The 22,845-nt window shown below is 64.8% G+C and carries 23 protein-coding genes; 9 read left to right on the top strand and 14 right to left on the bottom strand.

Features of this window, described 5'->3' with window-relative positions:
• Nucleotides 1-4 precede the first annotated feature (4 nt).
• Nucleotides 5-2,446: an EAL domain-containing protein gene (locus tag FJ417_RS15165; protein ID WP_140784006.1), complete on the bottom strand. Its 2,442-nt coding sequence runs from the start codon at nucleotides 2,444-2,446 to the stop codon at nucleotides 5-7.
• Between the two features lie 161 nt (nucleotides 2,447-2,607).
• Nucleotides 2,608-3,648 carry an endonuclease/exonuclease/phosphatase family protein gene (locus FJ417_RS15160; RefSeq protein ID WP_140784005.1) on the bottom strand — a complete coding sequence of 347 codons (1,041 nt, stop codon included), beginning with the start codon at nucleotides 3,646-3,648 and terminating at the stop codon, nucleotides 2,608-2,610.
• Between the two features lie 251 nt (nucleotides 3,649-3,899).
• On the opposite strand from FJ417_RS15160, the gene FJ417_RS15155 reads away from it, so the two are divergent.
• The 6 genes from FJ417_RS15155 to FJ417_RS33520 all read left to right on the top strand — a co-directional run bounded on the left by FJ417_RS15155 (nucleotide 3,900) and on the right by FJ417_RS33520 (nucleotide 9,164).
• Nucleotides 3,900-5,252 carry an extracellular solute-binding protein gene (locus FJ417_RS15155; RefSeq protein WP_140645197.1) on the top strand — a complete coding sequence of 451 codons (1,353 nt, stop codon included), beginning with the start codon at nucleotides 3,900-3,902 and terminating at the stop codon, nucleotides 5,250-5,252.
• A 166-nt stretch (nucleotides 5,253-5,418) separates the two neighbouring features.
• Nucleotides 5,419-6,303: an ABC transporter permease subunit gene (locus FJ417_RS15150; protein WP_140658787.1), complete on the top strand. Its 885-nt coding sequence runs from the start codon at nucleotides 5,419-5,421 to the stop codon at nucleotides 6,301-6,303.
• 7 nt (nucleotides 6,304-6,310) lie between these two features.
• Nucleotides 6,311-7,225 carry an ABC transporter permease subunit gene (locus tag FJ417_RS15145; protein WP_140645199.1) on the top strand — a complete coding sequence of 305 codons (915 nt, stop codon included), beginning with the start codon at nucleotides 6,311-6,313 and terminating at the stop codon, nucleotides 7,223-7,225.
• 10 nt (nucleotides 7,226-7,235) lie between these two features.
• Entirely contained in the window at nucleotides 7,236-8,345 is a 1,110-nt protein-coding gene (gene ugpC, locus FJ417_RS15140) for a sn-glycerol-3-phosphate ABC transporter ATP-binding protein UgpC (RefSeq protein WP_140784004.1), read from the top strand.
• Between the two features lie 22 nt (nucleotides 8,346-8,367).
• Nucleotides 8,368-8,901, top strand: coding sequence for a metallophosphoesterase (locus FJ417_RS15135; protein ID WP_246687466.1), 534 nt, complete (start codon nucleotides 8,368-8,370; stop codon nucleotides 8,899-8,901).
• Nucleotides 8,895-9,164, top strand: a complete 270-nt coding sequence (locus FJ417_RS33520) for a hypothetical protein (RefSeq protein ID WP_246687465.1) — start codon at nucleotides 8,895-8,897, stop codon at nucleotides 9,162-9,164. The genes FJ417_RS15135 and FJ417_RS33520 overlap by 7 nt, the downstream gene beginning before the upstream one ends.
• 3 nt (nucleotides 9,165-9,167) lie before the next feature.
• Here the strand turns inward: FJ417_RS33520 and FJ417_RS15130 are convergent, their stop codons facing one another.
• The 5 genes from FJ417_RS15130 to FJ417_RS15110 all read right to left on the bottom strand — a co-directional run bounded on the left by FJ417_RS15130 (nucleotide 9,168) and on the right by FJ417_RS15110 (nucleotide 13,827).
• A complete protein-coding gene (locus tag FJ417_RS15130; protein ID WP_140784003.1) occupies nucleotides 9,168-9,566 on the bottom strand; it encodes a type II toxin-antitoxin system VapC family toxin in 399 nt (132 codons plus the stop codon).
• Nucleotides 9,563-9,838 carry an AbrB/MazE/SpoVT family DNA-binding domain-containing protein gene (locus FJ417_RS15125; protein ID WP_140645203.1) on the bottom strand — a complete coding sequence of 92 codons (276 nt, stop codon included), beginning with the start codon at nucleotides 9,836-9,838 and terminating at the stop codon, nucleotides 9,563-9,565. Before FJ417_RS15125 ends, FJ417_RS15130 begins: the two co-directional genes overlap by 4 nt.
• Nucleotides 9,839-9,996: 158 nt before the next feature.
• Nucleotides 9,997-11,079, bottom strand: a complete 1,083-nt coding sequence (locus FJ417_RS15120) for an ABC transporter ATP-binding protein (RefSeq protein WP_140784002.1) — start codon at nucleotides 11,077-11,079, stop codon at nucleotides 9,997-9,999.
• Nucleotides 11,076-12,632, bottom strand: a complete 1,557-nt coding sequence (locus tag FJ417_RS15115; RefSeq protein WP_246677364.1) for an iron ABC transporter permease — start codon at nucleotides 12,630-12,632, stop codon at nucleotides 11,076-11,078. The genes FJ417_RS15120 and FJ417_RS15115 overlap by 4 nt, the downstream gene beginning before the upstream one ends.
• Nucleotides 12,633-12,825: 193 nt before the next feature.
• Nucleotides 12,826-13,827, bottom strand: coding sequence for an iron ABC transporter substrate-binding protein (locus FJ417_RS15110; protein WP_140784001.1), 1,002 nt, complete (start codon nucleotides 13,825-13,827; stop codon nucleotides 12,826-12,828).
• A gap of 206 nt (nucleotides 13,828-14,033) precedes the next feature.
• Between FJ417_RS15110 and FJ417_RS15105 the strand changes: the two genes are divergently transcribed.
• From FJ417_RS15105 to FJ417_RS15095, 3 genes are all read left to right on the top strand, one after another.
• Nucleotides 14,034-14,570 (top strand): sigma-70 family RNA polymerase sigma factor, encoded by a 537-nt coding sequence (locus tag FJ417_RS15105; RefSeq protein ID WP_140784000.1) that lies wholly within the window; start codon nucleotides 14,034-14,036, stop codon nucleotides 14,568-14,570.
• 1 nt (nucleotide 14,571) lies between these two features.
• Nucleotides 14,572-15,210 (top strand): NrsF family protein, encoded by a 639-nt coding sequence (locus FJ417_RS15100; protein ID WP_140783999.1) that lies wholly within the window; start codon nucleotides 14,572-14,574, stop codon nucleotides 15,208-15,210.
• A gap of 166 nt (nucleotides 15,211-15,376) precedes the next feature.
• Complete coding sequence (locus tag FJ417_RS15095) at nucleotides 15,377-17,353, top strand: PAS domain S-box protein (RefSeq protein WP_246687464.1); 1,977 nt, start codon at nucleotides 15,377-15,379, stop codon at nucleotides 17,351-17,353.
• Nucleotides 17,354-17,383: 30 nt separating this feature from the next.
• On the opposite strand, the gene FJ417_RS15090 is transcribed toward FJ417_RS15095, so the two are convergent.
• From FJ417_RS15090 to FJ417_RS15060, 7 genes are all read right to left on the bottom strand, one after another.
• Entirely contained in the window at nucleotides 17,384-18,262 is an 879-nt protein-coding gene (locus tag FJ417_RS15090) for a 3-hydroxybutyryl-CoA dehydrogenase (protein ID WP_140645209.1), read from the bottom strand.
• 201 nt (nucleotides 18,263-18,463) lie between these two features.
• Nucleotides 18,464-19,393, bottom strand: coding sequence for an electron transfer flavoprotein subunit alpha/FixB family protein (locus tag FJ417_RS15085; protein ID WP_140783997.1), 930 nt, complete (start codon nucleotides 19,391-19,393; stop codon nucleotides 18,464-18,466).
• A 23-nt stretch (nucleotides 19,394-19,416) separates the two neighbouring features.
• Complete coding sequence (locus FJ417_RS15080; RefSeq protein ID WP_140658799.1) at nucleotides 19,417-20,166, bottom strand: electron transfer flavoprotein subunit beta/FixA family protein; 750 nt, start codon at nucleotides 20,164-20,166, stop codon at nucleotides 19,417-19,419.
• A gap of 162 nt (nucleotides 20,167-20,328) precedes the next feature.
• Complete coding sequence (locus FJ417_RS15075) at nucleotides 20,329-21,132, bottom strand: rhomboid family intramembrane serine protease (RefSeq protein ID WP_140783996.1); 804 nt, start codon at nucleotides 21,130-21,132, stop codon at nucleotides 20,329-20,331.
• Between the two features lie 21 nt (nucleotides 21,133-21,153).
• Nucleotides 21,154-21,735: a cob(I)yrinic acid a,c-diamide adenosyltransferase gene (locus FJ417_RS15070; RefSeq protein ID WP_140783995.1), complete on the bottom strand. Its 582-nt coding sequence runs from the start codon at nucleotides 21,733-21,735 to the stop codon at nucleotides 21,154-21,156.
• Between the two features lie 19 nt (nucleotides 21,736-21,754).
• Nucleotides 21,755-21,946, bottom strand: a complete 192-nt coding sequence (locus tag FJ417_RS15065; RefSeq protein ID WP_140658802.1) for a twin transmembrane helix small protein — start codon at nucleotides 21,944-21,946, stop codon at nucleotides 21,755-21,757.
• Nucleotides 21,947-21,971: 25 nt separating this feature from the next.
• Nucleotides 21,972-22,838, bottom strand: coding sequence for an SDR family oxidoreductase (locus FJ417_RS15060; protein WP_140783994.1), 867 nt, complete (start codon nucleotides 22,836-22,838; stop codon nucleotides 21,972-21,974).
• Nucleotides 22,839-22,845 lie beyond the last annotated feature (7 nt).

Genomic DNA, 22,845 nt, shown 5'->3' with positions numbered 1-22,845 from the left:
CGTATCAGGCCGAGCGCGCCGCCGCGGCAGGCTCGAGCATCAGGATGCTGCCGCCGCTCCTGCCGGCAGGCTTGACGCCGTCATCGGCGGCCGAAACGCCGGTCAGCTCGCCGAACGCCTCGATCGGGCCAGGCCTGCCGAGATAATATCCCTGGCCGATGTCGCAATCCTCGGCATCGAGAAAGCGCAGCTCGTCCAGCGTCTCGACGCCTTCGGCCAGGACCGGCAGGCCGAGGCCGCGCCCCAAACCCAGCACGGCGCGCACGATGGTCGCGACCTGGTCGTTGCGATCGACAGACTTGATGAAGGATCCGTCGATCTTGATCTTGTCGAAAGGGAAGGCGCGCAGGTTGGACAGCGACGAATAGCCGGTGCCGAAATCGTCCATCGCCACACGCACGCCGAGCGCCTTGATCTGGCGCAAGGTGGCCAGCGCCCGCGGCATGTCCTTCACCAGCGCCGTCTCGGTGATCTCGAGCTCGAGCCTGCCCGCCGCCAGGCCTGAACGAAGCAGCACCTCATGCACCCGGCGGCTGAAATCGAGGTTGTGAAGCTGCACCGCCGAGACGTTGACCGCGACCGTCAACGGGTTCTTCCATGTCGCGGCCTCGTTGCAGGCCGTCGCCAGCACCCACTCGCCGATCTGGGCGATCGAGCCGCTATCCTCGGCCACCGGGATGAACACCGAGGGCGGAACCTCTCCGCGTTCGGGATGCTGCCAGCGGAGCAAGGCCTCGAAGCCGACCATCCTGCCGCTGCTGATTTCCTTCTGCGGCTGGTAGACGAGCCGGAATTCGCCGCGCGCCACGGCCTGGCGCAGGTCCTGCTCCATGATGCGCCGGTCTCGCGCCTCGGCGCCCATCGAGGCCTCGAAGTAGCGGAACGTATCCTTGCCCTCGGCCTTGGCGCGATAGAGCGCGGTGTCGGCATGGCTGATCAGCGCCGCCTGTTCGTCGGCGTCGAGCGGGTAGAGCGCGATGCCGATGCTGGCCGAAATCATGCCGCCGGGCGACAGCCGGTTTTCCTGACGCAGCGCCGAAAGCACCGCTTCGGCAATGCGGCCGGCCGCCTGCGGGTCGGGAAGGCTGGGGGCTATGATGGCGAATTCGTCGCCGCCGAGCCGGGCCAGCATCTGGCCGTGGCGCAGCACGCCGGAGGCGCAGTGAGCCACCTTTTGCAACACGGCGTCGCCGGCGGCGTGGCCGAAGAGGTCGTTCACTTCCTTGAACCGGTCGAGATCGAGAAGCATGAGCGCCAACTGGCCGTCTTTGCCGCCTTCCGCGGACGCGGCGATCTCGGCTTCCAGGCGGCCGGTGAAGCTGCGGCGATTGGCAAGCCCGGTGAGCGGGTCGTAATGCGCGAGGCGCATGATCTCCTGCTCGGCCTTCCTGCGCTCGCGAATATCGCGGACGGCAACGACCAGGTGCGGCTTGCCGCAATAATCGATGCTCCTGGCGATCAGTTCCACCGGAATCCGGCTGTCGTCCTGGCCGCGCAGGTCGACCTCCTGCGCCTGCCCGTTGCCGGCGGCGACGGCGGAAGCAATCCGCTCGCCGAACAGGTCGCCTAGCGTCATCGCGTTCAGCGTGCCGGCGGCGATGCCGCTCAGCGCAGCGATGCTGTCATTGGCGCTGACGATGCGGCTGCCGTCGCAGACGATGAGGCCTTCGACGGCGGCATTGGCGAGACCGTGCATACGCTCCGCCTCTGTCCTGTGGCGGCGGAAGCGCAGGTCGATCCACAGCGCCGTGGCCGACAGCACCAGGATGACGAGGCTTGCCGCCGCGGCGGCAAAGGCCTGCGACATCGGCGCAATCGTGAATTTCGAGATCTCGATCGAGGAATCCGGATAGATCGAGACGGCGGCCATGGCGATGAAATGCAGCGTGCAGATCGCCAGCGTGAGCAGGACAGCGCCGGCGACCGTCGCCTGTGTGGACGGCCGGCGAAGCACGACAAGCATGGAGAGCGCGGCAAGCGTTACGCCCGAGGCCAACGACGCGGCGACCAGCAGCCGGTTCCAGACGATCCGGCCTTCGACCTCGAAAGCCGCCATGCCGGTATAATGCATCGCCGCAATGCCGATGCCGAGCACGGCGCCGCCGACGAGGTAGTGGTCGATGCTACGGCGCACCGTCGCGATCCACATACCGGCCGCGGTCAGGATGACGGACATCGCCAGCGAAGCCACCGAAAGCTCGGCGTTGTAGGCGTTGGGTATTCCCGGCGTGAAGGCGATCATGGCGATGAAGTGCGTCGCCCATATGCCGAAGCCGGTCGACGCGGCTGCAATCAGCAACCACACATGACGGTTTCGGTTCGTCGATTGGTCGACATGGCGAAGCAGGTTGACGGCGGAGAAACAGGAGATTCCGCAAATGAGCGCGGCCAGTGCCACCAGTCTCAGGTCGTGCTCGTTCACGATGCAATTATAGACGGTCAGCATCTTGCTTCACCTGATCTTCCCCCATCAATCAAGGCAACATGATTGATTAGGGCCGGACGGCTGAAGAATCGATTATGCTGCCCGCAACCATTGCGTGCTTTCCAGGTTGTATTGATGCGCCGGAACGATCTCGGGATCGATTGTGTCGATCCGGCAGGCCGTTACTTCACCCGCACCGTGACCACCAGCGCCTCGTGATCGGCGCTCGGGCTGCCGTCCGGCAATACCGCCGGCAGCGTCGCCGGCGCGCTTGCCGTGAGGCCGCGGGTGAAGAACCAGTCGATATGGCCGGCCGGCGTCAAGTCGCCGACCGCGCGCCGCTGGGTGGGCTTGTCGAAAGCATTGGCCGTCTTCCAGTTGTAGCCATGCTCGGCAAACACCGCGAACAAAGACTCATGGCGCTCCGGATACATCAGCCGGTCCGGTTCGGCGGCAACGCGCTTTAGCCACGCCGCAGGATCGTCATTGCGTTCCGGGTATGTGGCGGTCAGCGTGTTGAAGTCGCCGCCGATCAGGACCGGCGCCTCCGCGTCATACCTGTCGATGGCGTCGAGGAGATGGCGCGTCTGGTCGGCGCGGCCGGCAGGCGTGGTGCGGTTTTCGAGATGCACCGAAACGACGGTGACCCGATGGTCGCCGACCATCACCTGCCCGCCAAGCGCCATGCGGCCGCCAATGCGCGGCTGGCCGTGCTCCGGCAGGAACCAGGCGCCGGCCGCGTCCAGGCGAATGAGAAAAGGCCGCAGCAGCGGAACGGCACTGGTTACGGCGTTGCCATGGAAGCCCTCCGTGTTCTCGGCGTCGCCATTTGCCGCCTGCTCCGTCTCATTGCCGGTGCCGAGTTCCAGGAACTCGACGCCATAGGCGTAGGAGTGGCCCAGACGATCGGCAAGCCGGCTCAACAGATGGCCGTTGCCGGAGCGGGCCATGCCTTTGTCGACCTCGGACAGCAGCACGACGTCCGGTGCCCGGCCGGCGATCGTTGCGGCGATGGCATCGACATGGCGCAGCCGCTCGACGTTCCAGGCCATGACGGTCAGGCTCCCGCCGACGCTCCCGCGCGACGCCTGGCCGCCGATCTCGATCTCGCCCAGGGCGGGAACGGCGGCGGCGTGGCGCAGATGGGTGGCGCTGTCGCGCGGTCCGTTCCGCATCGCGTTGCGGGCGGCGACAGGCACGTGCGTGAGCTGCGGGACCAGCATGTCTCTTCTCATCCAGTTAGCCGGTTAATCACGGAAGGCCTTTTCGGCGCTTCGAGGCGCCCTAGCTTCCTAGAGCGCCGATGTGACGTTTTCATGCCGGCGACCGCTGCCAGGGGAGGAGAGACTGGCTGTCCACAGGAACCGCTTACCGGTCCAGGGGCCACAACAGAACTGTCACATACCTTCTCTATGAGAGCGGGCAAGGACTTGCGCAAAACCCTTGTCACACTGCCAATCAAGAGGGAAAAACCATGACGATCATCAAGCGGGGCTTTGCCGCCCTTGCCGCCGGCGCGCTCAGCAGCGCGCTCGCGGTTCCTGCTTTTGCGGAGCCGGTCAAATTCGATTTCTGGTTCGGTCTTTCGGGCGATCTCGCCCGCGTCGTCGATACGCTGTGCAAGAACTTCAACGAATCCCAGAAGGACTACGAGGTCGTCTGCACCAGCCAGGGCAATTACGACGCCACGCTGCAGAACACGATCGCCGCCTTCCGCGCCGGCAAGCAGCCCACCGTCGTCCAGGTCTATGACGTCGGCACCGCCACCATGATGTTGTCGGGCGCCTACAAGCCCGCCGACAAGCTGATGGAAGAAAACGGCTACAAGATCGACTACAGCGACTATTTCCCAGGCATCGCGCGCTATTACGCGACGTCGAAGGGCGAGATGCTGTCCTTCCCGTTCAACTCGTCGACCGCGCTGATGTACTGGAACAAGGACGCCTTCGCCAAAATCGGCAAGACCGAGGCGCCGAAGACCTGGGAAGATGTCGCCGCCGACCTCCAGGCCTTGAAGGACGCCGGCTATGATTGCCCGATGGCGATCAACATCTCGGCCAATGAAAGCTGGCAGCTGATGGAGCAGTTCTCGGCGCTGCACAACCAGCCGGTCGCCACCAAGAACAACGGCTATGACGGCCTCGACGCCCGCCTCGAAGTCAACAAGACCAAGTTCGTCCAGTACGTCACCGACCTCAAGAAGTGGTATGACGCCGGCTTGGTCAAGATCAAATCGAAGGATCTCGGCCAGGATATGGTTCAGGCTTTCGCCACCGGCACCTGCCAGCTCATCCTGACCTCGGTCGGCGACCACGGCACGGTCGGCCGCACGCAGAAGGAAGGCATGAACTGGGACGTCGCCGAGCTGCCGGTCTATGCCGGCACCGAGCGCAAGAATTCGCTGGTCGGCGGTGCTTCGCTGTGGGTGCTGTCGGGCAAGTCGGACGGCGAATATAAGGGCGCGGCCGCGTTCCTCAACTTCGTCCACGACCCCAAGACCGCTTTGTTCTGGTCGACCAACACCGGCTACATTCCGGTGACGAAGTCGGGCTTCGATTTCATGAAGTCCAACGGCTTCTACGACAAGGCGCCCTATAAGGGCCGCGAAGTGGCTATCGCCAGCCTGACCGCGTCGGAGCCGACCGACATCACCCGCGGCGTTCGCCTCGGCAACTTCACCCAGATCCGCGCCGAGTTCGGCACGCAGATGCAGGCGATCTTCGCCAACAAGGTCAGCGTGCAGGAAGGCCTCGACGCGCTGGTCAAGAATGGCGACGCGATCCTCGATCGCTTCCAGCAGACCTATCCGGGTAAGACCCTGCCCTGATCCCGGATACTGGAACGGCCGCCCGCCGAGCATCGACGGGCGGCCATTTCCTATGGGTTTTGATTTACGCATGTCTTTGTCCCGAAACCGGTTCCCACTTTCGGGAGACATGCTTTAGTCTTGTGCCGCGAGAGCGGGTTGGCGGTTCAACGACATCGGCGGATCGATGGAAAAACGCGTCACTTTCAGCAAATGGACGATCGGCATCCTGTTCGCCGTGCCGCAGCTTTTCCTGATCTTCACCTTCTTCTACTGGCCGGCCGGGCAGGCCGTGTACTGGTCGCTGACGTTGCAGCAGCCTTGGGGCGGCGGCAATATCTGGGTCGGGCTCGACAATTTCCGCTCGATCCTGTCCAACGCCAGCTACTGGGACTCGATCACCGCCAGCATGATCTTCGCCGGCATCAGCACGGGTCTGGCGATGACAATCGCGCTGGTGCTCGCCGCCTTGACCGACCGGCAACTTGCCGGCTCATGGCTGTATCGCGTGGTGCTGATCTGGCCCTACGGCATCGCCGCGCCGGCGCTTGCGCTGGCATTTCGCTTCATCCTGGCGCCGGAAGCCGGCTTCATGGCCGTCGTCAACCGAGCCTGGCCCGGCTTCTGGGACCCGGGCCTCGACGGCGCCGACGCCATGGCCTCGATCATCATCGCCTTTTCCTGGAAATATGTCGGCTATAATTTCATCTTCTTCCTCGCCGCTTTTCAGGCGATTCCGCGCTCGCTGATCGAGGCGGCGGCGATGGACGGCTCCGGCGTCATCAGGCGCTTCTGGGATATCCAGTTCCCGCTGATCACGCCGACGATCTTCTTCCTGCTGGTCATCAACATCACCGAGAGCTTCCAGGACTCCTTCGGCATCGTCGACATCATGACCGCCGGCGGCCCGGCCAACGCCACCAATCTGATGGTCTACAAGATCTATTCCGACGGCTTCAAAGGTTTGGATTATTCAGGCGCCGCCGCGCAGAGCATCATCCTGATGCTGCTGATCATCGCCCTTACCATCGTTCAGTTCCGCTTCATCGAGCGGCGCGTGCATTACCGGTGAGGCGGCCATGGTCGAGCGCACCCCGATCCTCAATTTCTTCACGCATCTGATCCTGTTCGCGGGCTTCGTATTCTGCGTGGCGCCGTTTGCTATCGTCGCGATCGCCGCCTCGCACAATCTGAAGGACGTCAACGACGTGCCGATGTCGCTGCTGCCGGGCAGCGATTTCTGGGTCAACATCAAGACGGCGTGGACGACCGCCGATCTCGGTCCGAAGCTGCTCAACTCCTTCATCATGGCGTTTGGCGTCGCCGCCGGCAAAGTGATCATCTCGGCGCTGACCGCCTTCTCGATCGTCTATTTCCGCTATCCCGGCCGCATGCTGATGTTCTGGCTGATCTTCATCACGCTGATGCTGCCGCTCGAGGTGCGCATCGTGCCGACCTACGCGGTGGTCGCCAACGTGCTCGAGCCCTATCAGGCGATCATGGACCTGACCGGCCTCTCCTGGCTGATCGAAAAGGTCTCGGGCGTGCAGGTTTCGCTCAGCCTGGGACTGCTCAATTCCTACAGCGGCCTGATCCTGCCGCTGGTCGCGACCGCCACCGGCACCTTCCTCTACCGCCAGTTCTTCCTGACCGTGCCGGACGAGTTGACCGAGGCGGCGCGCATGGACGGCGCCGGCGCGCTGCGCTTCTTCGTCGATATCCTTCTGCCGCTGTCGCGCAACAACATGGCGGCACTCGGCACCATCATGTTCCTGTGGGCCTGGAACCAGTATCTGTGGCCGTTGCTCATCACCACGGACCAGTCGCATGCGATGGCGGTGACCGAGCTGAAGCAGCTCATACCCAATGTCGGCGGCGCGCCGGAATGGCATATCGCAATGGCCGGCACGCTGATCGTCATGCTGCCGCCGCTGATCGTCGTGGTCTTGATGCAGCGCTGGTTCGTGCGCGGCCTGATCGCCACCGAAAAATAGGGAGACAAAAATGGCCTCCATCACCATTCGCGGCGTCAAGAAGAACTACGCCAAGACGCAGGTCGTGCACGGCGTCGACCTCGACTTCGCTTCGGGCGAATTCGTCGTCATCCTGGGGCCGTCGGGTTGCGGCAAGTCCACGCTGCTCAGGATGATCGCCGGGCTGGAAGAGATTTCCGACGGCACGATCGCGATCGACGGCACGGTTGTCAACAGGCTCGAGCCGCGCGAGCGCGGCTGCGCCATGGTGTTCCAGAACTACGCGCTCTACCCGCATATGAGCGTGGCACAGAATATCGGCTATTCGCTGAAGGTAGCCGGCGTTGCGTCGGCCGAGCGCGCCCAGCGCGTCCAGGCGGTGGCCCGCGTCCTGGAACTGGAACACCTGCTCGACCGCAAGCCGATGGCGCTCTCCGGCGGCCAGCGCCAGCGCGTCGCCATGGGCCGCGCCATGATCCGCGAGCCGAAGGTGTTCCTCTTCGACGAGCCGCTCTCCAACCTCGACGCCAAGTTGCGCGTGCAGATGCGCTCCGAGATCCGCAAGCTGCACCGGCGCCTCAGCGCCACCTCGGTCTTCGTCACGCATGACCAGGTCGAGGCGATGACGCTGGCCGACCGGCTGGTGGTGATGAATGGCGGCCGCGTCGAGCAGGTCGGCACGCCGGCGGAAGTCTACAGCCGCCCGGCAAGCCGCTTCGTCGCCACCTTCGTCGGCGCGCCGGCGATGAACATGCTCGAAGGCACCGTCACGCTCGACGGGCTGTCATTGCTCGGCGGCAGCCGCAAGCTCAATGTCTCGCGCACGGGCGTTCCCGTGGGCGCGAAAGTCGCGGTCGGGATTCGGCCGGAGGCGGTGCGCATGGTGGCGCCGGGCATGCCGGGAGCGCTCGCGGCGACTGTCGATCTCATCGAAGAGTTGGGCGCCGGCCGCGTCGTCTATGTCGATCTCGACGGCGCGCCGTTCTCCATCGTGACGTCGGAGACCGTCCACCTCGAACCGGGCAGCACGATCGGCGTGCAGTTCGCCGAATCGGACCTGCACTTCTTCTCCTCGGAGACGGGTGGCAGGCTCGACGTGTTCAAGGCCTCGGTGCCGGAACCGGCTCCGGCGACGTTGTGAATTTGATTTGAGGGTTCATGCAATGAAAATCATCCAGGTCACCGACGTCCATCTCGGCCGTCGGCGCGAGATACGCTACGGCGCGAACCTGAATGAACGACTCGATCGATGCATCGGTCATATCAATCAACGTCACAGCGATGCGACGCTCTGCATCTTCACCGGCGACCTGACCGATGACGGAGAGGCCGAGAGCTATGCCGACCTGAAGGCGGCGCTGAGCCGGCTCACCGTGCCTTACCGTCTATTACCTGGAAACCACGACCGGCGCGCCAATCTCATCGCCGCCTTTCCCGAGAATGGAACCGACGGCAACGGCTTCGCGCAGTCGGTTTTCGACACGCCGGAAGGGCGGCTGGTTTTTCTCGACAGCCTGGCGGAAGGCCGTGTCACCGGCGAGTTGTGCGACAACCGGCTTGCCTGGCTCGATGCACGGCTTGGCGAGGCCGCAGGCAAGGCGGCCTATATCTTCCTGCATCATCCGCCGGTAGAACTCGGGCTCACGCTGCTCGACCCGCTCGGCTCGAACAGCCGCAGCGGCTACTCGATGTGCTGACCCGCCACGGCAATGTCCGCTACATCTTCTTCGGCCATGTCCACCGCGACATCGCCGGCACCGTCGCCGGTATCCCCTTCTCGGTGCAGCGCGGCCTGCATGCCCGCTTCATGCTCGATCTCGTCGGCGACGAGGTTGTCGAGCAGGCGCCGCCCGCCTATTCGCTCATCCTGATCGATAGCCAGCGCGTCGTCATCCACAGCTGCGATTTCCTCGAGCAATGGCCGCTATGGTCGCCGGCGACGGGACAGCGCGTGCGGTAGAAATCACCCGAGCAACAGTGTGGGCGTTCCCTGCCCATCGACCAGCTTTACCGCTTTCCTATCGAAGGACACGAAGGTTTCGCCACCGAGCCACTGACCGTCGAACGCGATCACGCCATCCGCGAAATCTCCACCAGCGTCGAGCACAGCCAGGCCCGCTTCGATCGTTGGTCGGTTGGCTACGACGTTGCGCATATCGAGGATGCGGCGGATCGAAGCGGATATATCCGGCCGCGCAACCCGGTAACTTCTATCCAGCACCCAAACAAACTCGCAGAGCGATTGAACGCTGATCGCGACCAACTCGGCCCCTTCCAGGGTCTCGGCTGCTGTCCGTTGCTGCGCTTCGTCGTCTCCGACAACAAGGCGCAACAGCACGTTGGTGTCGAGGTTGATCTTCACTTGCGCTCGATTCCGCGCATCCCGCTCGATGCACCGGCGCCGGCGATCGCATCGTTGATCTCCTCGATCGAAAGCCGTGCGCCGTTCGTTTTGCCCTTGAGCATCCCGCTCAGCTCTTGCCAGGAGCCCTTGCCCTGGTCAGCTTTCAGCTCCGCTCGTCCACCAGGCAGAAGATCAAGCCTGATCTTGTCGCCGGGCTGGATGCCAAGGTGCTTGAGCACGTCCTTCCGGAATGTGACCTGGCCCCGTGCGGTAACCGTCAATGTCGTCATGATGTGGCCTGCTAGAGTGGTTCACCGTTTCACGGAAACGGCGAACCGCTCTATCTCCTTCTTTTGTCGCAATTCCTGACGGAAAACCGCTCACACTTTTCCTGGAATTGCTCAAGCGCTAAAAATAATGCAATATTGCATTATTCTCAAGACGGAGATCAAGCAAAGACATGCGCCTTGCCGGTGAAGGTGAGGCGCACGATCTCGCCTACAGCCGGCGCGTCCATGCCTGTCCTGCGCAGGATGAGCGGCGTGTTGCCGATGGCGGCGGCATCGGGCGGATCCGGGCTGTTGAGCAGCCGCACCGCGACGGTGCAGACCGAGCCGGCGAACTCGCAGTCCGTCACTTCGCCGAATAGCATGTCCGGCGTGCCGGACATGCCCTCGCGCGAGGTCCGCTTGAGCAGGACCTGCTCGGGCCGTAGCATGATGCGCGCGACATCGCGCCGTTCCTTTGTGTCGACCGCGATGCGGCCGAGCCGCGACACGGCAAAACCGTCCGCGATCCTCGCCGGCACGATGATGGCGTCGCCGAGGAACTCGGCGACCATCCTGTCCCTGGGTTGGAAATAGAGCTCGCGCGGCGTGCCGACCTGCGAGAACAGGCCGTCGCGCATCACCGCCACCTGGCTAGCGAAGGAGAGCGCCTCGGCCTGGTCGTGCGTGACCAGTATGGTGGTGATGCCCGCCTCTTCCAGAAGCTCGGCCACCGCCTTGCGCATCGACGCGCGAAGCCCGGTGTCGAGCGCCGAGAACGGCTCGTCGAGCAGCATCAGCCTGGGCTTCATGGCCATGGCGCGGGCAAGCGCCACGCGCTGCTGCTGGCCGCCGGAAAGCTCGTGCGGCCGCCGCTTCAGGATCGCCTTGTCCAGTCCGACGATGTAGGCGAGCTCGACGATATGCTCGGCTCGTCTATCGGCATTCCGAGCGATGCCGAAACCGATATTGTCGGCAATGGTGAGATGTGGGAACAGAGCGCCGTCCTGCGCGACGACGCCGATGCCGCGGCGATGCGCCGGCACGGCCGCGCCGCCATTGGCGAGCACCTTGCCGTCGAGCGCGATGCGACCGCGGTCCGGCGCCTCGAAGCCGGCGATCAGCCTGAGCAAGGTCGTCTTGCCGCAGCCGGACGGCCCGACGATCGCGGTGCGGCTGCCGCTCTCGACAGTCAGGTCGACGCCGGCGAGCGCCGCCACCGGGCCATAATTCTTCGCGACGCCACTGAGTTCGAGAAAGCTCATCGTCCGGCCATCCGCTTCGATTGGACGTAGAGCCACCAGGTCATCGGCAACGACATCGCCACCATGATCAGCGCATAAGGGGCGGCGGAGGCGTAGTCGATCTCGCCGCTGTAGGACCAGAAGGCCATCGCCAGCGTGCGGGTGCCGTTGGGCGCCAGCATCTGGGTGGCGGTGAGCTCGTTGGTGATGCCGAGCGCCACCATCGCCATGCCGGCCGCCGCACCCGGCGCCGACAGACGGATTGTCGTCGACCACAGCGCCTTGACCGGCGGACGGCCGAGGCTGGAAGCGGCGCGCTCCAGCTCCACCGGCGCCTGTGCGATCGAGGCGCGCAAGCTTATCAGCGCGCGCGGCAGGAACATCAGCGCGTAACCGAACAGGATGGTGAACAGCGTCTGGTAGAGCGGCAGCGCGACGCGCACGGTGATGGTCACCAACGCCAGCGCGATGACCACGCCCGGCAACGCGCCGACGATATAGTTGCAGCTCTCGAGCAGTCGCTGCAGCCGTCCCGGCGCGCGGATCGAGATCCAGGCCATCGGCATGGCGGCAATCGTTGCAAGCACCGCGCCGGCGATGGCGAGGAACAACGTCTGGCCGAGCGCCAGGCCGATCTCGTCCCAACGCCAGACTTCCGTGCCGCCGGCGATCAACCAGCGGCTGACCGTGACGAAGGGCACGCCGAGCGACAGCAGCGCGACGCCCGCCGGCAAAAGCAGGCAGGGCAAGGTGGCGCGGCCGAGGCGAGCGCGCTGCTGCTGGCGCGCGGCGCCGGAACCGACGCGGGCATAGCGCTCCTCGCCGCGTATCATCACCTCGAGAGCGAGCAGGAAAAGGCAGCAGACCACCAGCACGGCGGCCAGCATGTTGGCCGCCGGACCGTTGAAGGTCGACTGGAACTGGTCGACGATCGCGGTGGTGAAGGTGTCGAAGCGGATGAAGACATAGAGGCCGTATTCGGCCAGCAGATGCAGGCCGACCAGCAGCGAGCCGCCGCAGATGGCGAGCCTGAGCTGCGGCAGCACGACGCGCGCGAAAACCCGCCAAGGATCAAGACCAAGTGCCGCGGCCGCGTCCTCCAGCGCCGGATCGAGCCGGCGCAGCGCGGCGGCGATCGGCAAGTAGAGGAAAGGGAAATAGGCGATGACGGAGACCAGCACGCCGGCCCACAGCCCGTGCAGGCCCGGAACGAAGCTGATCCAGGCATAGCTGTGCACGAAAGCGGGAATGGCGAGCGGCGCGACCGAAAGCCACGACCACCAGCGGTTACCTGGCAGGTCGCTGCGCTCGGTCAGCCAGGCCAGCGCCACCGACAGCACGATGGCGATCGGCACGGCGACAACGACGAGGAGCACGGTGTTGACCAGCAATTCGCCGACGCGCGGGCGGAAGATCAGCGCCGCCACGGTATCCCAGCCGGTCTGGATCGCCACCCAGACGATGAAGGCGAGTGGCAGCAGCGCGATAAGCGCGATCAGAGCGGCGGCGAGCGTGATCCACGAGATGGACCGGTGCTTCTTCATCCCGGCCGCCGGCAGTCTTGCCGGCGTCATGTCGATCGCCGACTGCATCAGGCAGGCCGCCGGATCGCCTCCGCCTGCCGGCGGAAGCGGTGCGATGTGCCACTCAGGCGGATCGAAGCGCAGTCGATCGTCATCGACGAAGCCATCTCCAAACAAAAGCGCTCCCGCGGAAGGCGAATTGCCGCGGGAGCACGGTCGTTTGCCCTTTTAGGACCAACGCGAACTAAAGCAAGCCGGCTTGCGTCATCAGGTCGATGACCTTCTTGGAATTCAGCGTCGCCGGATCGACTTTCGGCGCCTGCAGGTCGGGGAGCGGCACCAGCTTAGGGTTGGATTCGGCACCCTTGCCGACCGCATATTCATAGGACGTGCCGGTCTTCAGCACGTCCTGGCCGCCCTTGCCGGTCACCCACTTCAGGAATGCCTGGGCTTCCTTCGGATGCTTGCTGGAAGCCAGCACGCCGCCGCCCGACACCGAAACGAAGGCGCCCGGGTCCTGGTTCTTGAAATAGTGCAGGGCGACATTCCCGCTGTTTTCGCCCGTCTTGGCCTGATCGCCGAAATAGTAATAGTGGTAGATCACGCCGCCATCGATCTCGCCGGCATTGACCGCCTTCATCACCGTCGAGTTGCCCTTGTAGGCGGTGAAGTTCGCCTTCATCGCCTTCAGCCAGTCGGAGGTGGCGGCTTCGCCCTTGATCTGCAGCAGCGCGCTGACGATGGCCTGGAAGTCGGCGCCGGACGGCGAAGCGGCCCAGCGGCCCTTCCAGCTCGGATCGGCAAGATCGAGCAGCGACTTGGGCAACTGGTCTTCCTTGAGCTTGTCCTTGTTGTAGGCAAAGACGGTGCTGCGGGCGGCGACGCCGACCCACTTGCCGCTCGACGGCTGGTATTCCTGCGGAACCTGCGCCAGCGTATCGGCGTCGACCGGCGCGAACAGGCCGGCCGCCTCGACCAGCGCCATGGCCGGCGAATTCTCGGTCAGGAACACATCGGCCGGCGAGGCCGCGCCCTCGGCGACGATCTGGTTGGAGAAATCGCTGTCGCCGCCGTTGCGCAACGTGACCTTGATGCCGGTTTCCCTGGTGAAGCCCGCCGCCCATTCCTTGGCGAGGCTCTCATGCTGGGCATTGTAGACGATGATGCCTTGATCCTCGGCCATGGCCGGGGCGGCGATCAGGCCGAGCGCCAGCGCGGTGGCGAGCGTGGAAAGGGCAATCTTCATGGGCATCATCCTCAAATCTGGAGACAGGGGTTCGGGCACGGCTGCACCTATCAATACCTGATTATTGTAGTCAACATTGTGACCCTGCTTCAATCGGTCGCCGTGCCGCAAACTTTCGTGATTTTGCGGTAGTTTGGCTTGGACATTATTTCGCCGGCCACGTAACAAACCAAGGCCGAGACGCGAACATCTGGGGGTAAACTCTTGTGACCGGCAAGGACGAGGCCGAGCTTTCCCGGCTGCTCAGGGCCGCGATCGGTGGAGACGAAAGGGCTTATGCCGACTTTCTGCACCGGGTCGCCACCCTCGTTCGCGGCTTTGTCCGGCGCAAAATCGTTCAAGGCGGGGTCGACCCCGAGGATGTCGTGCAGGAAACCTTGCTGGCCATTCATGTGAAACGCCACACTTGGCGGCCGGATGCGCCGGTGTTGCCCTGGATCTATGCGATCGCCCGCTTCAAGCTGATCGACGCGTTCCGCAGGCGCGGGCGGCGCATCGAGGTCGAGATCGACGAGATCGCCGAAACCTTCGCCGAGCCGGAGACGGAGACGGTGAGCGAGCGCGATATCAACCGGGCGCTCGACGGGTTGCCGCCCGCGCAACGCTCGGTCGTCTCCTCGATCTCGGTCGACGGGCAGTCGATCGGCGAGACGGCGGCCAAGCTCGGCATCAGCGAGACGGCGGTGCGGGTCTCGCTGCATCGCGGCCTCGCCGCGATCGCAAAAAGATTTGGACGACAGTGACATGAGGACCGAGGATCTCATCAAGGCGCTCGACGCCGATGCCCGCGACAAGGCGATGCCGATGGGCAAGGCCTGGTGGCTGGCGGTCGGCGTGGCCGTGGTGATCGCGGCGGTGGTTTTCTTTGGGACCATCGGGCCGCGCCCCGACATCATGCTGGCCATGCACACGATGCGCTTCATGTCGAAATTCCTGTTCACGATGGTGCTTGCGGTCAGCGCCTTCGCGCTGATCCGCGCGCTGTCGATGCCGGGTGCTTCGACCAGGCGGGCAATGGCCTGGATGATTGCCGCGCCGCTTCTGGTCGTGCTGGCCGTGATCCTCGAGCTATTTGTCGTGCCCGAGGCCGATTGGGGCAAGCGGCTCGTCGGCACGAACATGATGATCTGCATGAGCTTCATCCCGCTGATCGGCATCGGTCCGCTGGCGATCTTCCTCGGCATGCTGCGTTACGGCGCGCCGACGCGGCCGGTGCTTGCCGGCGCCGTCGCCGGCCTGCTCGCGGGCGGGCTCGCGGCAACCTTCTATGCCGCGCATTGCTTCGACGATTCACCGCTCTTCGTCGCTACCTGGTATACGGTCGCGATCGCCTTCCTGACGCTGCTCGGAGCCATCGGCGGCCGGCTCTTCGTGCGCTGGTAGCCGCCACACACCGATTCTTCGGTACAGTTTGGAAACAGTACCTTAAGCATGCCGGCAATTGTTTGCCGGTTAGCGGAGTGATCGCCAACGTCCACGCAACCATTCCTTAAAACCGATCCGCCAGGGTTGTGGCAACGTGCAGTTGCGTGTTGGGTGGGATCGCATCGTGGCGTGGTTGAACTGGAAAGGCCTCCGTGCCGACAGGCACGCTGCGCAGGGTCTGCTGGCGGTCGGCCTGGTTGCCGCCGCCGTGTCGATCCTGCTGCCGCGCCTTGAACTGGGCGCCGATGCGCTGAGGCCCTGCCTGCAGATATCGGTCGCCATCACCGCCGCGACGCTGTTTTTGTCGGCGCTGTTCATTCACCGCATCGTCGACGATCGCCGGCAGATAGCCGAGAGCGAGCAGCGCTTCCGCCGTGCCATGGAGGATTCGGCGATCGGCGTCGCCATTGTCGGCCTCGACGGTCGCATCCAGCAGGCCAACCCTGCCTTCGCAGCTATGCTCGGCTACAGCCGCGCCGAGATCGAGGCGCTGACCTTCCCGCAGATCACGCATCCGGACGATCTTTCGATCGGCCGCGAGACGATGATGAACGTGCGGGAAGGCCGGATCAGTTCCTACCATTTCGAAAAGCGCTACCTCAGGAAAGACGGGACCCCGGTCTGGGCGCAACTTGCCGGCTCGGTCATCCGCGACGAGGACACAGGCAAGCCGCTTTATCTGGTGTCGCAGATCGAGGACATCGACGCCCGCAGGCAGGCCGAGGCGCGCATCGCCGAGGCCGAGACTCGATGGAATTTCGCGCTCACCAGTGCCGGGCAGGGCATCTGGAGCCTCGATATGCGCAAGGGCGGCACAACCTATTCCGAAACCTGGGTGAAGATGCTGGGCTATGCCGACGGCGAGCTCGACGGCGACCCCGACCGCTGGCTGACCATGATCCACCCCGACGATCGCGAGCGCGTCGCCGAGGCGGATCGCGCGCACCTTGCCGGCGAGACGGCCTTTTTCGAGGCGGAGTTCCGGATGCGGCACAAGGACGGCCACTGGGTCTGGATCCTCGACCGCGGCAAGGTGATCGAGCGTGACGGCGAGGGCCGGCTGGTCCAGGCCATCGGCAGCCTGACCGATATCACCGAGCGCAAAGAGGCCGAGGCGCGGCTGATGGTCTCGGCGGCGATGCTGGCCGACGAGAAGGAACGTCTCAGGGTGACGCTGCAGTCGATCGGCGACGCGGTGATCTGCACCGATGCCGCCAATCGCGTCACCTTCATGAACCCGGTTGCCGAAAAGCTCACCGGAGTTGACGTTGGCGAGGCTATGGGCAAGGTGCTCGGCCATGTTTATTGGGCGGTCGACGAGGAAAGCGGGCAGAGGATCGGGCTGACGCGCCCTTCGACGAGCGAGCGGCCGCACTGCGACCAGAACACGCGGGCTGTCCTTGTCCGGCGCGACGACACGCGCTGCAGCATCCGCCAAGTGGTGTCGCCGATGATGAACGACCGCGACGAGTTCTGCGGCCTCGTCATCGTCTTCCAGGATTTCACCGACGCGCGCGCCCTGCAGCGCCAGCTGGCCTACGCCGCCGCTCATGACGCGCTGACCGGGCTCGCCAACCGCTCGAGCTTCATCCGCACTATGGAGGAACTGGTCGACCAGTGCCGTCTCAATGGCGGCGAGCATCAGTTCATGTTCGTCGACCTCGACCACTTCAAGGCGGTCAACGACACCGGCGGCCATGCCGCGGGCGATGCGCTGCTCAAGCGCGTGGCCGACACCCTGCGCAATGTGCTTGGCCCGGAAGACATCGTCGCGCGGCTCGGCGGCGACGAGTTCGCTGTCATCCTCAAATCGGGCGCCGCGGCGCGCGGGCCGATCGCGGCGCGCTCTGTCATCGACGCCATCCGCAACCTCAATTTCAGCTGGGACGGGCGCCCGCATTCGATAGGCGCCAGCATCGGGCTCGCGCCGATCCGCGCCGGTTGCGGCGAAGTGGACGAGATCATCGCCCGCGCCGACGCCGCCTGCTATGCCGCCAAGGCGGCAGGACGCGGCTGCGTTTCGGCGGCACCCGACGAAGTTTCGACCGAGGATGTTTCGAAAGGCGTCGTGCGACCTCCGCCGCTTGCCGCGGCCTCCTGAGCCGCGCCGAAAGGGTTCAGCCGGCGAAGATCAGCGCGTCGGCACCGGATGGTCGCCGCGATAGTCGTAGAAGCCGCGGCCGGTCTTGCGGCCGAGCCAGCCGGCCTCGACATATTTCACCAGCAGCGGGCAGGGGCGGTATTTCGAATCCGAAAGGCCCTCATGCAGCACCTGCATGATCGACAGGCAGGTGTCGAGGCCGATGAAGTCGGCGAGCTGCAGCGGTCCCATCGGGTGGTTGGCGCCGAGCCGCATGGCGGTGTCGATGGCATCGACCGTGCCGACGCCTTCGTACAGCGTGTAGATCGCCTCGTTGATCATCGGCAGCAGAATGCGGTTGACGATGAAGGCGGGGAAATCCTCGGAAACGGTGATCGTCTTGTCGAGGTGCTTCACATAGGTCTTGGCGGCCTCGAAGGTCTGGTCCTCGGTGGCGATGCCGCGCACCAGCTCGACCAGCTTCATCACCGGCACCGGGTTCATGAAATGTATGCCGATGAAGCGTTCCGGACGGTCGGTCTGGGCGGCAAGCCGGGTAATCGAAATCGACGAGGTGTTTGTCGCCAGGATCGCTTCCGGATTGAGCTGCGGGCAGAGCTGCGCGTAGATCTTGCGCTTGACCGTCTCGTCCTCGGTCGCCGCTTCGATCACAAGGTCGGCGGTGGCGAGGTCGGCCATGGCCGGGGCGGCGGAGATGCGCGCCATCGCTTCGTTGCGCGCCGTCTCCTCCAGCTTGCCGGAACCGACCTGGCGCGCCATGTTGCCGCTGACGGTGGCGATGCCCTTCTCGATCCGGTCGGGCGACACGTCGTGGATCAGGACCTTGTAGCCCCCGAGCGCCGAGACATGGGCGATACCGCCACCCATCTGACCCGCGCCGACAATGCCGATCGTCTCGATCTTGCTCATTACCCCGATCCCGTCCTGAGCATTTCCGCTTCTTTGAAGCGCGGAAACGCTCCTATTTGTTTATTTCCTGCAATCCGGACGCAAAACCGCCGGATTGGCTTCAGGCCTTGATGGCCCGCTTTTTGTGCAGTGCAAACTAAAAGGGCGGGGCGACTTCGTCTACCCCACCCTTCGGATTTTAATATGCCGGAACCGGCTGCGTCAAAGCGCCTTTTGCAGCTCCGGCAGGATGACGAAGAGATCGCCGACCAGGCCGTAGTCGGCAACCTGGAAGATCGGGGCTTCCTCGTCCTTGTTGATGGCGACGATCACCTTCGAATCCTTCATGCCGGCCAGGTGCTGGATGGCGCCGGAGATGCCGACGGCGATGTAGAGGTCGGGCGCGACCACCTTGCCGGTCTGGCCGACCTGCCAGTCGTTCGGCGCGTAGCCGGCGTCGACCGCGGCACGCGAGGCGCCGACGGCGGCGCCGAGCTTGTCGGCGACCGGCAGGATGACTTCCTGGAACTTCTCCGAGGAGCCGAGCGCGCGGCCACCCGAGATGATAATCTTGGCCGAAGTCAGTTCCGGCCGATCGTTCTCGGAGAGCTTGTTCTCGACGAAGCAGGAGAGGCCCGGATTGGCGGCGGCGTTGGCCGTTTCGACCGAGGCCGAGCCGCCTTCCGGCGCCGCCGAGAAGGATGCGGTGCGCACCGTGATGACCTTCTTGGCGTCGGTCGACTGCACGGTCTGGATGGCGTTGCCGGCATAGATCGGCCGCTTGAAGGTGTCGGGCGAGACGACCTCGATGATCTCGGACACCTGGGCAACGTCGAGCAGTGCCGCCACGCGCGGCGCGACGTTCTTGCCCGACGAGGTGGCGGGCGCGACGATCGTGTCGTAGCCGCCAGCCAGCGAGACGACGAGAGCCGCGGTCGGCTCGGCGAGGCGTTCCGAAAGCTCGTCGGCCTCGGCGAGCAGCACCTTGCGGACGCCCTTCAGCTTGGCGGCGGCGTCGGCGGCAGCCTTGGCGCCCTTGCCGGCCACCAGCACGTCGACATCGGAGCCGATCTGCAGCGCGGCCGACAGCGCCTTTGCCGTCTGGTCGGAAAGACTTGCGTTGTCGTGTTCGGCGATGAGGAGAATTGCCATTTTCTTTATCCTTTCCTGACCGCTCAGAGCACGCCGGCTTCGTTCTTGAGCTTCTCGACGAGCTCGGCCACCGACTTCACCTTGACGCCCGCCTTGCGGCCGCTCGGTTCCTCGGTCTTGACCACCTTGAGGCGCGGCTTGACGTCGGCGCCGTAGTCGGCCGGGCTCTTCTCGTCGAGCGGCTTCTTCTTTGCCTTCATGATGTTGGGCAGCGAGGCATAGCGCGGCTGGTTGAGGCGCAGGTCGGCGGTGACGATGGCCGGCATCTTCAATTCCACCGTCTGCAGGCCGCCATCGACTTCGCGCGTCACCTTGGCATGATCGCCTTCGAGCACGATCTTGGACGCGAAGGTACCCTGCGACCAACCAAGCAGTGCCGCCAGCATCTGGCCGGTCTGGTTCGAATCGTCGTCGATCGCCTGCTTGCCGAGGATGACGAGACCGGGCGCCTCCGCCTCGACCACGCCCTTCAGTACCTTGGCGACGCCCAGCGGCTCGGTCTGCTCGTCGGTCTTGACCAGGATGGCGCGGTCGGCGCCCATGGCGAGCGCGGTGCGCAGCGTCTCCTGCGCCTGCTGCGGGCCGACCGAGACGACGATGATCTCTTCCGCCTTGCCGGCTTCCTTGATGCGGATGGCTTCCTCGACCGCGATCTCGTCGAACGGGTTCATCGCCATCTTGACGTTGGCAAGCTCAACGCCCAGTCCATCGGCTTTCACCCGGACCTTGACGTTGGCGTCCACAACCCGCTTCACGGGCACAAGGATCTTCATTTTCCTGTCACCTCTCCTGAGATAGTCGGGGCGCTATACCAGCGTGCGCCCTGTCAGAGTTGTCGAAAGCCGACATTACGGGCGGAATATCCGCCCAACGGTGCCGTTTCCGTAGTGGCGGCAAATCGGCGCGTCAATATCCCACGACACACCCAAATCGGTTCAGTCGCGGGACGTCGCTGCTCCACGGCCCCATTGCGACGCCGGCCGGGCCGGGTCGCCAGCGGCCGGTTCGACAGGAACAGGCGGCTGCTGGACGTTGGGCGTCGGATCCGGCTCGCCGTCGGCGCCGGCCAGCAGCGGCACGCCGCGGCTGCGCAGCACCAGCACCAGGATCGATCCGGCGATGATGCCGCCGATATGGCAGGCCCAGGAGATCTGGTCCTCGCCGCCCGCGGCAAACATCACGATCTGGAACAGGATCCACAGGATCAGCGGAATGAAGGCCGGGATGCGCAGCGGAATGCGGGCAAAGGCCAACACCCAGACTTTCACCCGGGGGTAGAGAATCAGATAGGCGGCGACGACGCCGGCGATGGCGCCCGAGGCGCCGATCAACGGCACCTGCGAATCCCAGGCCACCAACCCCTGGAAGAAGGCGCCGGCGACGGCGCAGGCGAGATAGAAGATCAGGTAGCGTATGTGGCCGAGCGCATCCTCGACATTGTCGCCGAACACCCAGAGGAACAGCATGTTGCCGCCGAGATGGAAGATGTCGGCATGCAGGAAGGAATAGGTAAGGTAGCTCAGGCTCTCGGGGATGACGACGAATTCGGGCGAGAGCTCGACCTTGTCGTGAACCACCGACGGGATGAAGCCGAGACCGAGAACCGCGGCATTGGTGAAATTTTCACCGCCAAGCGTGGTCGCCAGATAGACGAGCACGTTCGCCACGATCAGGCCGATCGTCACATATTGCAGGCGGATGTGACGCAGCCTGTTGGTGTCGTAAAGCGGGATGAACATCGGACCCTCCCGCCCCCAAATTCAGCGGTTCTTGCCTGGCACCCATAGCACGTCGGCCTCTCCATTGTCATTGACCGCGCGGGCGGCGACGAACAGGAAATCCGAGACACGGTTGATGTATTTGAGCGCCTCGCGGTTGACATGCTCGGCCGGATCCTGCGCCAGCGCCACCATCAGGCGCTCGGCGCGGCGCGCCACGGTGCGGGCCAGATGGAGCGCGGCGGCCGCCGGCGTGCCGCCGTTCAGCACGAAGGACTTCAGCGGCTGCAGGCTTTTGTTGAGCGCGTCAATGTCCTGTTCGACGCGGTCGGTCTGGGCGGCGACGATGCGCAGCGGCTCGTATTCCAAGGGCTTGCCGTCGTCCGGCACGGCGAGGTCGGCTCCCAGATCGAACAGATCGTTCTGGATGCGCGACAGCATGGCGTCGATCGCGGGATGCGCCGCGCCGGTGTGAAGGCGGGCCATGCCGATGCAGGCATTGGCCTCGTCGACGGTGCCGTAGGCATCGACGCGCAGGTCGGATTTCAGCCGCCGCTCGCCGGTGCCGAGCCCCGTCGTGCCGTCGTCGCCGGTGCGGGTGTAGATCTTGTTGAGCTTGACCACGCAATCCCCCTCAGCCGCGCTATTTGCGCGTGAAATAGACCACCAGCAACAGCAGCGCCAAGGCCACGGCCTGCAGCATGATGCGCGTCTGCATCAGCTTGTTCGAGGTGATGCCGGAGCCGCCGCGCATCATGTTGATCAGACCGCGGACCAGCACGATCACCACGGCGGCCATGGCGATGACGGCGAGGATCTTCAGGGTGATGAGCATCTGGCTGGCTCCGGTTCAGGTTCGGTCAGGCGCGCCTGGCGAGCACGCGATAAAGCAAGGATGCCGGCAAGACGCGTTTCAGCGCCACGCCGATCCTGGCCGGCACCGTTACCACATAGTGCGGGCGCGGGCGCTGTGACAGAAGCGCGTGGCGCAACGCCCTGTGCACGATCTCCGGCCCTGGTTTCAGCCTCGACACGCTGCCGCCCGCCTGAAGTCGGGCGAGCTGCGCCTGATAGTCGGCGCGGTGGACGGAATTCTCGACATCGATGTTCTTCAGGAACCAGGGCAGGCCGTTGCTGGCGATCTTCGACGTCACCGGTCCCGGCTCGATGAGGGAAAGGTGGATGCCGCTGCCTTCGAGCTCCTGGCGCATGCACAGCATCAGGCCTTCGATGGCGTGCTTGGAGGCCGAATAGGCGCCGCGGAAGCGGACCGGAGCCAACCCGAGGATCGAGGAGCAGTGGACGAGCCGGCCGTGCCCCTGGCTGCGCATGACCGGCACGATGCGCCGGGTGAGATCATGCCAGCCGAAGAAATTGGCCTCGAACTGTTCGCGAAGTGCCGCGACCGGCAGGTCCTCGACGGCGCCGGGCTGGGCGTAGGCGCCGTTGTTGAACAGCGCGTCAAGCGTGCCGCCGGTACGCTCCAGCACCGCATCGACCAAGGCGGCGATGGATTCGGGCTCGCGATAGTCGAGATAGAGGGCCTCCAAACCGTCGGCCTCGAGCGCGGCGATATCGGCCGGCTTGCGCGCCGTGGCGAACACCCGCCAGCCCTCCGCCTTCAACGCCCGCGCGCAATAGGCGCCGATGCCGGAGGAGGCGCCGGTGACGATGACGGTGCGCAAGTCTTTGGCGGCGGGGCGCGTTGTGGGACCTGGGGTTGCCATTTGCCGC

It is taken from the genome of Mesorhizobium sp. B3-1-7 (genome assembly GCF_006439385.1).
Lineage (GTDB): Bacteria > Pseudomonadota > Alphaproteobacteria > Rhizobiales > Rhizobiaceae > Mesorhizobium.
The sequence above is the reverse complement of the archived record's forward strand: the minus strand, read 5'-3'. Positions and strand labels throughout refer to the sequence as shown.

Bases quoted from the DNA above. Each gene is read 5' to 3' on its own strand.
- FJ417_RS15145 (WP_140645199.1), top strand. From the start codon at position 6,311: ATGGTCGAGCGCACCCCGATCCTCAATTTCTTCACGCATCTGATCCTG.
- FJ417_RS15155 (WP_140645197.1), top strand. From the start codon at position 3,900: ATGACGATCATCAAGCGGGGCTTTGCCGCCCTTGCCGCCGGCGCGCTC.
- FJ417_RS15110 (WP_140784001.1), bottom strand. From the start codon at position 13,827: ATGAAGATTGCCCTTTCCACGCTCGCCACCGCGCTGGCGCTCGGCCTG.
- FJ417_RS15060 (WP_140783994.1), bottom strand. From the start codon at position 22,838: ATGGCAACCCCAGGTCCCACAACGCGCCCCGCCGCCAAAGACTTGCGC.
- FJ417_RS15090 (WP_140645209.1), bottom strand. From the start codon at position 18,262: ATGAGCAAGATCGAGACGATCGGCATTGTCGGCGCGGGTCAGATGGGT.
- FJ417_RS15125 (WP_140645203.1), bottom strand. From the start codon at position 9,838: ATGACGACATTGACGGTTACCGCACGGGGCCAGGTCACATTCCGGAAG.
- FJ417_RS15075 (WP_140783996.1), bottom strand. From the start codon at position 21,132: ATGTTCATCCCGCTTTACGACACCAACAGGCTGCGTCACATCCGCCTG.
- FJ417_RS15160 (WP_140784005.1), bottom strand. From the start codon at position 3,648: ATGCTGGTCCCGCAGCTCACGCACGTGCCTGTCGCCGCCCGCAACGCG.
- FJ417_RS15120 (WP_140784002.1), bottom strand. From the start codon at position 11,079: ATGAGCTTTCTCGAACTCAGTGGCGTCGCGAAGAATTATGGCCCGGTG.
- FJ417_RS15100 (WP_140783999.1), top strand. From the start codon at position 14,572: ATGAGGACCGAGGATCTCATCAAGGCGCTCGACGCCGATGCCCGCGAC.
- ugpC (WP_140784004.1), top strand. From the start codon at position 7,236: ATGGCCTCCATCACCATTCGCGGCGTCAAGAAGAACTACGCCAAGACG.
- FJ417_RS15065 (WP_140658802.1), bottom strand. From the start codon at position 21,946: ATGCTCATCACCCTGAAGATCCTCGCCGTCATCGCCATGGCCGCCGTG.
- FJ417_RS15135 (WP_246687466.1), top strand. From the start codon at position 8,368: ATGAAAATCATCCAGGTCACCGACGTCCATCTCGGCCGTCGGCGCGAG.
- FJ417_RS15150 (WP_140658787.1), top strand. From the start codon at position 5,419: ATGGAAAAACGCGTCACTTTCAGCAAATGGACGATCGGCATCCTGTTC.
- FJ417_RS15165 (WP_140784006.1), bottom strand. From the start codon at position 2,446: ATGCTGACCGTCTATAATTGCATCGTGAACGAGCACGACCTGAGACTG.
- FJ417_RS15080 (WP_140658799.1), bottom strand. From the start codon at position 20,166: ATGAAGATCCTTGTGCCCGTGAAGCGGGTTGTGGACGCCAACGTCAAG.
- FJ417_RS15115 (WP_246677364.1), bottom strand. From the start codon at position 12,632: ATGACGCCGGCAAGACTGCCGGCGGCCGGGATGAAGAAGCACCGGTCC.
- FJ417_RS15085 (WP_140783997.1), bottom strand. From the start codon at position 19,393: ATGGCAATTCTCCTCATCGCCGAACACGACAACGCAAGTCTTTCCGAC.